Here is a 12,304-nt window from a genome sequence, read left to right as displayed (position 1 = left end):
GCCTTCCTCCTTCGGTCGTTCCACGTGCGGTGCGGCTCAGCGTGCGCCCGCGGCGTCCAGTGTCTCCAGCGCCCGCTCCAGCGCCGCCGCGAACCGGTCGGTCGTCGCCGGGTCGCGCACCGCGACCCGGAACCACTCCGGGCCGAGCCCGGGGAAGGTGTCCCCGCGCCGCACGGCGAACCCCAGCTCCCGCAGCCGGTCGCGCAGCGCGGCGGCGCGGGGGTGCCGCACCAGCAGGAACGGGCCCTGCGGTGCCGGGGTGGCCTCCCGCACCCCGGCCGCGGCCAGCGGCGCCAGCCGCTTCCGCAACCGGTCGCGGTCCGCCGCGAACCCGAGGGCCGCCGCCTGCGCCTCGGCCAGCGCCTCGGGGCCGGTGCACGCCTGTGCCGCGACCAGTGCCGGGGTGGAGACGGGCCACAGCGGCTGCTGACGGGCCAGGGCGGCCACGGTCGACCGGTCGCTGAGCACGTAGCCGATCCGCAGTCCGGCCAGCCCCCAGGTCTTGGTCAGGCTGCGCAGCACGACCGTCCGCCCCGGCAGCCGGGCGAGCAGCGGCACCAGCGAGTCCCGCTCCTCGGGGACCGCGTCCATGAACGCCTCGTCGACGACCAGCGTGCGCCCCTCGCGGGCGAGTTGCGCCAGTACCGCGGCGGGGTGCAGCACCGACGTCGGGTTGGTGGGGTTGCCGACCACCACCAGATCGGCCTCGGCCGGCACGGCGTCCGCCGCCAGCCGGAACCCGTCCTCCGGCCGCAGCAGCACCCGCTCCACCCGGTGGCCCGCGTCCCGCAGAGCCGCCTCCGGCTCGGTGAACTGCGGGTGCACCACGACCGGGCGGCGGGCCGGAAGGGCCCGGGCGAGCAGGACGAACGCCTCCGCGGCTCCCGCCGTCAGCAGTACCCGGTCCGCGGGCAGCCCGTGCCGCGCGGCCACCGCGGCGCGCGCGGGCCCGCCGTCGGGGTAGGCGGCCAGTGTCGCCAGCGAGGCCGCCAGCCGCTCCCGCAGCCACGCCGGGGGCGTGCCGGTGCGCACGTTGACGGCCAGGTCGGTCAACCCGGCTCCGTCGCCGCGCACTTCCGCGTCCCCGTGGTGCCGCAGCGCGTCCGCGGCCGCCGGTGCGTCCCCGGACGTGCCGGGCCCGTGCGCGCTCACCGCTCCCGCCCCGGGACGGCCAGGGCGGCGACCGCGGCGGTGGCGCGCACCGGGGCGCCCGCCGCCGGACGCGACTTCGTCTTCGGCACCAGCAGCACCGGGGCGCCGCCCTGCACGGTCGTCCCGCTGCCTCCCCCGCAGGCCAGCAGGGCCGCCGCCTCGGCGACCGAGGGCGTGCCCACGGCCGTGCGGGAGAAGTCCGAGGGGTGCGGTACCCGCACCCGGGCCAGTGTCCGCGCGTCGTAGGCGATCAGCGGCAGGTCCAGCCGCCGGGCCGCCGCCAGCAGTCCGGGCTCGGCGGCCCGCGCCTGGACCGTCGCCAGCGCCGTCGCCCCGCCGGAGGCGGCGCCGTCCGCCGGGAACGGCTCCCGGCCGCCGGTCCCGGCAGCCGTGCGCACGGCTGCCAGCACACTCACCACCACGTCCAGCACCTCCTCCGCGTGCACCCCCGCGCAGGTGCCCACGCCGACGGTGACGAGCCGGGGCCCGGCGCCCGTGCCCAGAGCGCTCATACGGCGCTTCCCGCCGGGCTCCCGGCCTCCCGCCGCGCCGCGCAGCGCGCCGTGAACCGGGCCGCCATCCGCGGAGCGGCGGCCCAGTGCACATGCAGGTAGGAGGCGTGCACATGGCCCTGGACGAAGCCCTCGGTGCGGCGTTCGGGGCGTACCAGTCCCCAGGCGGGCACCTGCCCGGCGCCCGGCAGCAGTTCGGTGCGGTGGAACTCGTGCCCGCGCACCCGGGTGCCCGCCTCGGCCAGGGCGCTGTCGGCCACGGCGACCGCTTCGCGGTAGCCCAGTGTCAGCCGGTCGGCCATCCGGCCGCGCGCGTCGAGCACTCCGCACATCGGCTTGCCGTCCAGCTCCCGCGCGAGATAGAGGAGCCCGGCGCACTCGGCGGCTATCGGTCCGCGGAAGGCCGCGATCTGCTCCCGCAGGGGGCGGTTTTCGGCCAACTCCGGTGCGTACACCTCGGGGAAGCCGCCACCGACGACCAGTCCCGCCGTGCCGTGCGGCAGCGCCGGGTCCCGCAGCGGATCGAAGGGGACGACCTCGGCTCCCGCGGCCCGCAGCAGTTCGCTGTGCTCGGCGTAGGAGAAGGTGAACGCCTCGCCGCCGGCCACCGCCACCCGCGGCGCCCGGGCCACCGGCCGCGCCTCCAGCGCGGCGGCCGGGTCCCACGCCTCCTCGGGCAGCGGCGGCGCCTGCCGCGCGAGCGCCAGCAGCGCGTCCAGATCGCAGCCGGTGCGCACCTGATCCGCGAGGGCCGCCACCGACTCCACCGCCTCCGCGCGCCGCTCCGCGACCGGCACCAGCCCCAGGTGCCGGGAGGGCGCACGGACCGCCTCGGTACGGCGCAGCACCCCCAGCACCGGCACGCCCGAACCCTCCAGGGCGTCCCGCAGCAACTCCTCGTGCCGGTCCGAGCCCACCTTGTTGAGCACCACCCCCGCGACCCGCACCTGCGGGTCCCAGGAGGCGAAGCCGTGCACCAGCGCGGCCACCGAGCGCGACTGCGAGGAGCCGTCCACCACCAGCACCACCGGGGCCCGCAGCAGTTTGGCGACATGCGCGGTCGACGCCAGCTCGCCCTGCCCGGCGGCACCGTCGTACAGCCCCATCACACCCTCGACGACCGCGAGATCGGCGCCGGCGGCGGCATGGCCCAGCAGCGGGGCGATCCGCTCCGGGCCGCACAGATAGGCGTCCAGGTTGCGGCCCGGGCGGCCGGTCGCCAGCGCGTGGTAGCCGGGGTCGATGTAGTCGGGTCCGACCTTGTGCGGCGAGACGGCCAGCCCCCGCGCGGTGAACGCGGCCATCAGCCCGGTGGCCACGGTCGTCTTCCCGCTGCCGGAGGACGGCGCGGCGACGACCAGACGCGGGGTACGGATCACGCGGCGGCTCCCGGCCGCCCGGCAGCGGTGCTGCTCACCACTCGATGCCCTTCTGCCCCTTCTGACCCGCGTCCATGGGGTGCTTGACCTTCGACATGTCGGTGACCAGGTCTGCCGCGTCGATCAACTGCTGCGGCGCGTTCCGGCCGGTGATCACCACGTGCTGGGTGCCGGGGCGGTCCCGCAGCACGGCCACGACCTCCGCCGGGTCCACCCAGCCCCAGTGCATCGGATAGGCGAACTCGTCCAGCACCAGCAGCCGGTAGGTCTCGGCCGCCAGATCCCGCTTGACCTGCTCCCAGCCCTCCCGGGCCGCCGCCTCGCTGCCCATCTCGCCGTCCTGGACGTTGCGCTGGATCCAGGACCAGCCCTCGCCCATCTTGTGCCAGGTCACGCTGCCGCCCTCGCCCGAGTCGCCGAGCACCTTCAGGGCACGCTCCTCGCCGACCCGCCACTTCGCGGACTTGACGAACTGGAACACCCCGATCGGCCACCCCTGGTTCCAGGCGCGCAGCGCCAGCCCGAAGGCAGCCGTCGACTTGCCCTTGCCGACGCCGGTGTGGACCGCCACCAGCGGCCTGTTGCGCCGCTGGCGGGTGGTGAGACCGTCCTGGGGCACGACCTCCGGCTGTCCCTTCGGCACTATGCGGCCCTCCCTGTGTGCTTGCCTGCCTGCCGTGCGCTCCGTGCGTCCGTCGTGTGCCGGACCAGGTCCGTCACCGCGTCCGCGCGCAGCTCCTCCAATGTGACTGCCTCGCCGCCCAGTTCGGCGGCCAGCTCCCGGGCCAGCCCCAGCCGCACGTGCCCCGCCTCGCAGTCCACGACCACCGAGGCGGTGCCGTCCGCCGCCAGCAGCCGCGCCGCCTGCCGCGCCCGCACCAGCGGCTCCGGGCCGCCCGTCGCGCGCCCGTCCGTGACGGTGACCAGCAGCGGCCGCCGGGCCGGGTCCCGCAGCCGCTCGACCCGCAGCACCTCCCGCGCCCGCAGCAGCCCCGCCGCCAGCGGGGTGCGTCCGCCGGTCGGCAGCGACTCCAGCCGGGCCGCCGCCGCGTCCACCGACGAGGTGGGCGGCAGCGCCACCTCGGCCGCACCGCGCCGGAACGTCACCAGGCCCACCTTGTCCCGCCGCTGGTAGGCGTCCAGCAGCAGCGACAGCACCGCGCCCTTGACCGCGCCCATCCGCTGCCGGGCCGCCATCGAGCCGGAGGCGTCCACCACGAACAGCACCAGATTGCCCTCGCGGCCCTCCCGCACGGCCTCCCGCAGATCGTCCCGGCGCAGCACGAGGCCGCTGCCGCGGCGGCCGCGGGCGTGCTGGTGCGGGGCCGCCGCCTGCACGGTGGCGGCCAGATGCAGCTTGCCCAACGTCCCCTGCGGACGGCGCGACCCTGTGGTGCGGCCGTGCGAGGTCCGGGCCCGCGATCGCCGGCCCGCCGCGCCCTCGCCGAGTCCGGGAACGGTCAGGGTGCGCGCCGCGAACGGCTCGCCGGAGGATGCGGTGCCCTGGGACGCCGCGGGTGCGTCGGGGTCGGGTGCGCCCTGCCCGGAGTCGGGTGTTTCCGCCGAGGGCCGGGGCGAGGGCTGCGGGCCGGACTGCCCGGTGGTCTGCTCGGCGGGATCCGGCTGCGCCTGCTCGGGGACGGACGGCTCGCCGCCGGCGCCGTCCCGCGCCTCTTCCCGCGGAGGCGCCGCGCCACCGCCGCCGGGGCCGCCGCCGTCGTCCGGGCCGCCACCGTCGTCCGGGCCGTCCGGGCCGTCGGTTCCGTCCGGCCCGCCGGGTCCCTCCGGGCCGTCCGGTCCGGGACCGCCGCCGGGGTCGCTGTTCTCCTCCAGCGTGCGGTCCAGCTTGTCCTCGTCCAGGCCCGGCGCGTCGAACGGATTGCGCCTGCGCCGGTGCGGGAGCGCCAGCAGCGCCGCCTGCCGGACATCCGCGGACTCGACCCGGGTCCGGCCCGCCCACGCGGCGAGCGCCACCGCGGTGCGCGCCATCACGATGTCGGCCCGCATGCCGTCCACCTCGAACGCGGCGCACGCGGCGGCGATCTGCCGCAGTGCCGCGTCGTCGAGTTCGACGGCGGGCAGCAGCGCCCGGGCCGCCGCGACGCGCTCGCGCAGCTCGCGCTCGTCCTCCGCCCAGCGGGCCGCGAAGCCCGCCGGGTCGTCGTCGTAGGCGAGCCGCCGCCGCACCACCTCCACCCGTTCCTCCGGCTCCCGGGAGGCCGCCACCTCGACCGTCAGCCCGAACCTGTCGAGCAACTGGGGGCGCAGCTCACCCTCTTCCGGGTTCATGGTGCCGACCAGCAGGAACCGCGAGGCGTGCCGGACGGAGACGCCTTCGCGCTCCACGTAGGAGGCGCCCATGGCGGCGGCGTCCAGCAGGACGTCGATCAGGTGGTCGTGGAGCAGATTGACCTCGTCCACGTACAGGATGCCGCGGTGCGCGTCCGCCAGCAGTCCCGGCTCGAACGCCTTCACGCCCTCCGCGAGCGCCCGCTCGATGTCCAGCGCGCCCACCAGCCGGTCCTCCGAGGCGCCGACGGGCAGCTCGACCATGCGCGCCGCGCGGGCCTGCGCGGCGGCCGGCTCGTGCGGCCCGTCGGGGCACTTCGGGTCCGGCGCCGCGGGGTCGCAGCTGAACCGGCAGCCCGCCACCACGGGCACCTCCGGCAGCAGATCCGCCAGGGCCCGGACGGCGGTGCTCTTGGCGGTGCCCTTCTCACCGCGCACCAGCACACCGCCCACGGCCGGGCTGACGGCGTTGAGCAGCAGGGCCAGCCGCAGGTCGGCCATGCCGACGACCGCGGTGAACGGATACCGGGCGCTCATGCGCTGATCACTCCTTCGAGTGGCTTTCGTGCTGTGCTGGTCGGGCTGGTCGGGCTGGTCGGGCTGGTCGGATCGATCGGGCCGGTCGGACCGGCTGAGGCGGTCGAGCCGGGTCTGCCGGCCGGGCCCGCCGAGCAGCGCGCGCCGGGTGCCGCGCCTGCTGTGCCGCGTGCCGTGCCCCGCCGCCCGGACCCGGGGCTTCTCACGGCGCCCCCGGCGGTACGAACGGCAGCCCCTCCGGCACGCCGTGCTCGATGAGCCGCAGCAGCGCGTCCGTGTCCGCGTGCTCCTCGATCAGATCGCCCAGCCGGTCGAGTTGCTCCTCGCGCAGCGCCGCGAACCGGGTGTCCGGCGCCGGTTCGAACGCGCGGCCCGCGTCGGCGGCGACCCGCCGCAGAAAGGCACGGCGGAAACCGTCCGACTCCAGCGAGCCGTGCCAGTGGGTGCCCCACACGCTGCCGACCCGGCAGCCGTCCACGGGAGCGCCGTCAGCGCCGTCAGCGGTGCGCAGAAACGGCTCGCCGCCCCGCACATCGGCCACTCCGTGGTGGATCTCGTACCCCTCCACCGGCTCGCCCAGCGCCAGCCCGTGCGGGCGTGCCAGCGTCTTCTCCGGCGCGAACCGCACCCGCACCGGCAGCAGCCCGAGGCCCTCGACCGCGCCCGCCCGCGACTCGACGTCGTCCTCGATGTGCTCACCCAGCAGTTGGTAGCCGCCGCAGATGCCCAGCACGGGCCGCCCCTCGGCCGCGCGCCGCGCCAGCGCCGCTGCCAGCCCCCGTGCCCGCACCCACTCCAGGGCCTTGACCGTCCCGCGGGTGCCGGGCACCACCACCAGGTCCGCGTCGGCCAGTTCCTCGGGGCGGTCGCTGAACCGCACCACCACGCCGGGTTCGGCCGCCAGCGCGTCGACATCGGTGAAGTTGGACATCAGCGGCACCGGCAGCACGGCCACCCGCAGCACATCGGCGCCGTACGGGCCCGCGACGGCGGACTCGCGCACGGTCCCGCGCAGCGACACCCGCAGCCCGTCCTCCTCGTCGATGCCCAGCCCGTGCCGGTAGGGCAGCACGCCGAGCGTGGGGCGCCCCGTCAGCTTCCGCAGCATCTCCAGGCCGGGCTCCAGCAGCGAGCCGTCGCCGCGGAACTTGTTGACCAGGTAGCCGGCGAGCAGCGCCTGGTCCTCCGGCGCCAGCAGCGCCGTCGTACCGAAGAGCGAGGCGAACACTCCGCCCCGGTCGATGTCGCCGACGACCAGCACCGGCAGCCGGCAGGCCCGGGCCAGCCCCATGTTGACGATGTCGCTGCGCCGCAGGTTGATCTCGGCGGGACTGCCCGCGCCCTCGCAGACGACCGCGTCGTGGGTGCGCCGCAGCTCCTCCAGGCAGCCCGCGACCGTCTCCAGCAGCTCCGCGCGCCCCACGGGCGGCGCACCCTCGCCGTCCGCCCCGTCCCCGGCCGGCCCCCCGTCGCCCGGGTGCCGCCCGAAGTAGCCCCGCGCCGACATCTCGCCGACCGCCTTGCCCAGCAGGACGACCTGGCTGGTGCGGTCACCGCCCGGCTTCAGCAGCACCGGGTTCATCAGCGCGCTCGGCTCCACCCGGGCCGCTGCCGCCTGCATCGCCTGGGCGCGGCCGATCTCCGCCCCGTCGGAGGTGACATAGGAGTTGAGCGACATGTTCTGCGCCTTGAACGGCGCGACCCGGATCCCCTTGCGGGCCAGCCAGCGGCAGATGCCCGCCGTCACCACGCTCTTGCCCGCGTCCGAGGTCGTCCCCGCGACCAGCAGCCCGCCCGTTCCGCGCCCGCCCGTTCCGCGCCCGCTCACCGTGCTCCTCCCACCGTGCGGCCCCGCCGCAGGCGGCGCACCGCCGCTCCCGTCAGACAGCTCGTCACCAGGGCCAGTTGCCCCACCCGGCGCGACAGCCGCACGGCCCGCTCGATGTCGGCGGTGCGTACGGCGCGGCCGGAAGCGTTGAGGACGGGCCGGTGCTCCACCCGCCCGCCGTAGGCGAGCGTGCCGCCCAGCCGCACCCCGAGGGCGCCCGCGAACGACGCCTCCACCGGGCCCGCGTTGGGGCTGGGGTGCCGGTGCGCGTCGGCCCGCCAGGCGCGCAGGGCGCCGCGCGGATCGGGTCCGGCGAGCGCGGCGAGCACGGCGGTCAGCCGCGCTCCCGGCCCGCCCGCCGCGTCGTCCAGCCGCGCGGCGGCCCAGCCGAAGCGGCGGTGCCGCGGGGAGCGGTGGCCCACCATCGCGTCCAGCGTGTTGACGGCGCGGAAGCCCACCAGGCCGGGGACACCGGCCAGCGCCCCCCAGACCAGGGCCCCCACCACGGCGTCCGAGGTGTTCTCCGCGACCGACTCGACCACGGCGCGGGCCACTTCCGGTGCCTCCAGCCGCTGCGGATCGCGCCCGCACAGCGCGGGCAGCCGCTCGCGTGCCAGCTCCAGGTCCCCGGTCTCCAGCGCGCCGCGGACCGCCTGCGCCTCCCGGGTCAGCGACGTCCCTCCGAGGACGGCCCAGGTGGCGGCCGCGGTCAGGACGAGTTCGGGGAGCGGTGCGGCCGCCCGGCTGCGCGCGGCACGGCACGCGGCACCGGCCGCGGCGACGGCGCCGCCCGCGGCGAGGACGGTGTGCAGCGCACCCGCACCCCGGTGGTCGCGCCACAGCCGGCGCTCCAGCGCTCCGGCGGCCCGGCCGAAGACGGCCACCGGGTGCCCGCGCCGCGGGTCGCCCAGCAGCGCGTCGGCGGCGAACCCCAGCAGGATCCCGCGCATCCGGACGTCAGCGGCGCCCATCAGCGGACGGATCCGGCGCACTCACCCACGGCAGCGGTCCCCACGACAGCGCTCCCCGCGGCAGCGGAGGGCATGTCGGCGGCGGATATGGCGGCACAGCCACGCATCTCGGCGTCCTCACTCAGGGTCCTCGCCCTGGCTCGACTCGACCGGCGGCGAGAGTCTCCTGGCTCCCGGATCCACACCGCCCCCGCCTTCCAGCCCGTGCGGGCCGTGGCTTCGTTGGGGTGGCGCTCCCCGGTGACAGTGGCGGGACCGCGCCGGATTCGCACCGGCTTCCTCTCCGTGCCGCCGTTTGGCACGGGAAGTCCACCACGCCGGTCCGGCCCCGTCAACTCGCCCTTGACCTGCGACGGGGGCGGCGGGCAGCACCATCGGTGAGGGGGCACGGGATGCTCCCGTGCCCCCTCACCGAAGCGGTTCGTCCGGCCGCGGCAGCCCTGCCAGGGCTGCCGCGGCCGGACGGGAGCGGGCTCAGCCCGCGATCAGGAAGATCCCGTACGCCACCGCTGCCAGGCACAGTGCGTAGCAGGCGTAGGCACCGGTGCGGGCCAGCGCCGAGGGAGCGGTGCCGGCGGTGCGCGGCGAGCCGGCGACGATGCCGAGAGTGAAGATGCCGACGAGTCCCACCGTCGCCACCAGGCTGACGCCGAAGACCTGGCCGAGCGCGGCCCAGTCGATGTGCATGCGGTCGTCCCTTCTGCCTAGCTGAGGCTGCTCGCCGACGCGGGGCGGCCGGTCGGGTGCGGGGTCTCGGAGGCGGCTGCCTCCTCGGCGGCGGAGCCGACCGTCACTCCCGCGGGCGGCGGGGGCGGGGCGACGGCCCGGACGGCGGTGGTGACCACGCCGGCGGGCACGGACACGGGTGCGGGTTCCGCCGCCGGTTCGGCGGTCGGGCCGGGGACCCCGGTGGGCTCCGCCGTGGCGGGGGAGTCGCCGTTGACGTTGGTGTGGTCCACCGGCGCGCGCCGCGAGCGGACCCAGATGGCGCCGCACAGCGCGAGGGCGAGGACGGCGACCGTCGTCACGCCCCAGTCGCCCTGCTCGGCCAGGAGCGCGGCACCCGCCGCGATCCCGCCGGCGGCGGGGAGGGTCAGTGCCCAGCCGACGACCATCCGGCCGGCCGTTCCCCACCGCACCACGCCGCCCTTGCGGCCGAGGCCGGAGCCCATCACGGCGCCCGAGCACACGTGGGTGGTGGAGAGGGAGAAGCCGATGTGCGAGGAGGCCAGAATCGTCGCCGCCGCGCTGGTCTGGGCGGCGAAGCCCTGCGGCGGCTGGATGTCGGTGATGCCCTTGCCCATGGTGCGGATGATGCGCCAGCCGCCCAGGTAGGTGCCCAGCGCGATGGCGAGCCCGGCCGAGGCGATGACCCACACCGGCGGGTCGGAGCCGGGCGCCAGCGCGCCGCCGGTGACCAGCGCCAGAGTGATGACGCCCATGGTCTTCTGCGCGTCGTTGGTGCCGTGGGCGAGGGAGACCAGCGCGGCGGAGGTGATCTGCCCGGCGCGGTAGCCCTTGGCGGTCCGCTCCTCGTCGGCGTTCCGGGCGACCCGGTAGGTCAGCCGGGTGGCGCACAGGGAGGCCAGGCCCGCGACCACGGGTGCGGCCAGCGCCGGGATGAGGACCTTCATGACGACGATGTCACCGTTGACCGCGCCGGTGCCGACGGCGGCGAGCGTCGCGCCGATCAGTCCGCCCATCAGGGCGTGCGAGGAGCTGGAGGGCAGCCCGGCGAGCCAGGTCAGCAGGTTCCAGATGATCGCGCCCACCAGCCCCGCGAAGATCACTTCGGGCCGGATGCCGGAACCTTCGTCGATGATTCCCGAGGAAATGGTCTTGGCCACCTCGATGGACAGGAAGGCGCCGAGGAGGTTGAGGACCGCCGACATGGCGACCGCCGCCCGCGGAGCCAGTGCCCCGGTGGAGATGGTCGTGGCCATGGCGTTGGCCGTGTCGTGGAAGCCGTTCGTGAAGTCGAACACCAAGGCCGTGACGATCACGATCCCGATGAGAAGCGTGATGTGTTCCATTCACCAGGCACAATCAGTTCGAGGGGCAATGACGTCGTGAACGTAAAGACGGCGAGTGAACGGAAGGTGAACTGGGGCGGGCATCGAAGTGTCGCCCCCTGACACCTGTTGTGTGGGCCAGGTCACACCGTAGTCAGCGGGCTGCACGGAGCCAACGCGACGCGGCCGCCCGCCCGCCAACACCCCGGCCCATGCTGGCGCTTCCGTCCCGGTTCCGCCGGTCGGGTGTCACCCTCCCGGCCCGCCCTGCTGGTTTCCGGCCTCCGATCGCGTCAACACTGTGGAGGATGCGCCTGCGAACCGCGGCCCTGGCCGCCACCACCGTGCTCGGTACCGGCGCGGCCACCCTGGCGGCCGGACGGTACGCAGCCGATGCCGCGCTGCGCCCGCCGCGGCCCCGGGGCGACGCCGGCAGCGGGCCCACCGCGGGGTTCGAGGGCACCCGGCTGACGGTGCACTCGCACGACGACGACAGGATCGCCGTCACCCGCTCCCTGGCCGCCGGACTGCCCGGGGTCTACGGGCTGACCGGGCGCGGGGTGCACGCCGTCGTCGGCCCGGTGCTGGCGGACGCGACCGCGGCGCGGCCCCGCCCGCACGCCGTCGTACGGGAGCTGCGCCGCGTCGACCGGGGGCGGCTGAGCGCCGGCACCACCGTCCGCCTCACCCCGCAGGTGTACGTCGGGAACCCCGGCGAGGCGCTCGGGACGGCGTACGCCGACGCCGAGATCCCCGGCGAACTCGGTCCGCTGCCCGCCTGGTTCGTCCCCGGCGACCGCGGCGTCTGGGTGATCGCCGTGCACGGCCTCGGCGCCACCCGTGAGCACCCCCTGGCACTCGTCCCCTTCTACCGGCGGTTCAGCGTCCCGGTGCTCGACATCGCCTACCGCGGGGACCCCGGCGCGCCCCCGTACCCCGACGGCATCGGGCACCTGGGCAACTCCGAGTGGCGCGACCTGGACGCCGCCCTCCGCTACGCCGTGCAGCACGGCGCCCGACGGGTGATCCTGCACGGCTGGTCCAGCGGTGCCACGATGGCGCTGCACACCGCCGCGAACTCCCCGCTGCGGGACCGGGTGGCCGGCCTGGTGCTGGACTCGCCCGTACTGGACTGGCCCGCCACCGTGCGCGCGCTGGCCGCCCTCCGGGGCACCCCGCGCGCGCTGCTGCCGCTCGTCGTGCGCGCCGTCCAGGGACGCGCCGGCCTCCCCGAGGGACGGGACGTCGCGGTGGTGGACTCCGCCAAGCTGACAGTGCCCACCCTGGTGCTGCACGGACCCGCCGACACCGTCGCGCCGGTGGACAGCTCCCGGGCACTGGCCGCGCGCCGCCCCCGGCTGATCTCCCTGCGCGAGGTCCCGGACGCCCCGCACGCCGCCATGTGGAACGCCGACCCGCACGGCTACGAAGAGGCGCTGCGCCGCTTCATCACCCCACTGATCTGAGGCCCCGCTGCTCCGGGACCCCGTCGGGCTGCTCCGGGACCCCGTCGGTCCGAGGCCCCGTCGGTCCGAGGCCCCGTCGGTCCGAGGCCCCGCGGGTCCGGGGGCTGCCGATCCGGGCCGCGCCGAGCCGGCGCACCGCAGCTCCGGGGACGCGCCGT

10 protein-coding genes and 1 riboswitch are annotated in these 12,304 nt (G+C 76.5%); of the genes, 1 reads left to right on the top strand and 9 read right to left on the bottom strand.

Annotated elements, in window-relative coordinates; translation table 11 throughout:
• Positions 1–36: 36 nt before the first annotated feature.
• From cobC to BMX65_RS00225, 9 genes are all read right to left on the bottom strand, one after another.
• A complete protein-coding gene (cobC, locus tag BMX65_RS00265; protein ID WP_074998068.1) occupies positions 37–1,152 on the bottom strand; it encodes an Rv2231c family histidinol phosphate aminotransferase CobC in 1,116 nt (371 codons plus the stop codon).
• The gene (locus BMX65_RS00260; RefSeq protein ID WP_074998067.1) at positions 1,149–1,664 is read right to left on the bottom strand and encodes a cobalamin biosynthesis protein; all 516 of its coding nucleotides are present in this window, start codon (positions 1,662–1,664) and stop codon (positions 1,149–1,151) included. The genes cobC and BMX65_RS00260 overlap by 4 nt, the downstream gene beginning before the upstream one ends.
• Positions 1,661–3,043, bottom strand: a complete 1,383-nt coding sequence (locus tag BMX65_RS00255; protein ID WP_074998066.1) for a cobyrinic acid a,c-diamide synthase CobB — start codon at positions 3,041–3,043, stop codon at positions 1,661–1,663. The genes BMX65_RS00260 and BMX65_RS00255 overlap by 4 nt, the downstream gene beginning before the upstream one ends.
• A gap of 34 nt (positions 3,044–3,077) precedes the next feature.
• Positions 3,078–3,686, bottom strand: a complete 609-nt coding sequence (gene cobO / locus BMX65_RS00250) for a cob(I)yrinic acid a,c-diamide adenosyltransferase (protein WP_074998065.1) — start codon at positions 3,684–3,686, stop codon at positions 3,078–3,080.
• Positions 3,686–5,869 (bottom strand): putative cobaltochelatase, encoded by a 2,184-nt coding sequence (locus BMX65_RS00245; protein ID WP_074998064.1) that lies wholly within the window; start codon positions 5,867–5,869, stop codon positions 3,686–3,688. Before BMX65_RS00245 ends, cobO begins: the two co-directional genes overlap by 1 nt.
• A 202-nt stretch (positions 5,870–6,071) precedes the next feature.
• Entirely contained in the window at positions 6,072–7,697 is a 1,626-nt protein-coding gene (locus BMX65_RS00240; protein WP_074998063.1) for a cobyric acid synthase, read from the bottom strand.
• Positions 7,694–8,668, bottom strand: a complete 975-nt coding sequence (locus BMX65_RS00235) for a cobalamin biosynthesis protein (protein WP_074998062.1) — start codon at positions 8,666–8,668, stop codon at positions 7,694–7,696. The genes BMX65_RS00240 and BMX65_RS00235 overlap by 4 nt, the downstream gene beginning before the upstream one ends.
• Positions 8,669–8,828: 160 nt before the next feature.
• Positions 8,829–8,949, bottom strand: a riboswitch (cobalamin riboswitch).
• Positions 8,950–9,142: 193 nt separating this feature from the next.
• Positions 9,143–9,355, bottom strand: a complete 213-nt coding sequence (locus BMX65_RS00230) for a hypothetical protein (RefSeq protein ID WP_074998061.1) — start codon at positions 9,353–9,355, stop codon at positions 9,143–9,145.
• 17 nt (positions 9,356–9,372) lie between these two features.
• A complete protein-coding gene (locus BMX65_RS00225; protein ID WP_074998060.1) occupies positions 9,373–10,701 on the bottom strand; it encodes an inorganic phosphate transporter in 1,329 nt (442 codons plus the stop codon).
• Between the two features lie 287 nt (positions 10,702–10,988).
• Here BMX65_RS00225 and BMX65_RS00220 point away from each other — a divergent pair, with 287 nt between their 5' ends.
• Positions 10,989–12,146: an alpha/beta hydrolase family protein gene (locus tag BMX65_RS00220; RefSeq protein WP_074998059.1), complete on the top strand. Its 1,158-nt coding sequence runs from the start codon at positions 10,989–10,991 to the stop codon at positions 12,144–12,146.
• Positions 12,147–12,304 lie beyond the last annotated feature (158 nt).

It is taken from the genome of Streptomyces qinglanensis, from assembly GCF_900111245.1.
Lineage (GTDB): Bacteria > Actinomycetota > Actinomycetes > Streptomycetales > Streptomycetaceae > Streptomyces > Streptomyces qinglanensis.
This window is presented reverse-complemented; position numbering and strand designations above follow the sequence as displayed.

What these genes read in the sequence shown, in the direction of transcription:
- BMX65_RS00260 (WP_074998067.1), bottom strand. Translation starts at nt 1,664, where the DNA reads ATGAGCGCTCTGGGCACGGGCGCCGGGCCCCGGCTCGTCACCGTCGGC.
- BMX65_RS00245 (WP_074998064.1), bottom strand. Translation starts at nt 5,869, where the DNA reads ATGAGCGCCCGGTATCCGTTCACCGCGGTCGTCGGCATGGCCGACCTG.
- BMX65_RS00235 (WP_074998062.1), bottom strand. Translation starts at nt 8,668, where the DNA reads ATGGGCGCCGCTGACGTCCGGATGCGCGGGATCCTGCTGGGGTTCGCC.
- BMX65_RS00230 (WP_074998061.1), bottom strand. Translation starts at nt 9,355, where the DNA reads ATGCACATCGACTGGGCCGCGCTCGGCCAGGTCTTCGGCGTCAGCCTG.
- BMX65_RS00225 (WP_074998060.1), bottom strand. Translation starts at nt 10,701, where the DNA reads ATGGAACACATCACGCTTCTCATCGGGATCGTGATCGTCACGGCCTTG.
- BMX65_RS00220 (WP_074998059.1), top strand. Translation starts at nt 10,989, where the DNA reads ATGCGCCTGCGAACCGCGGCCCTGGCCGCCACCACCGTGCTCGGTACC.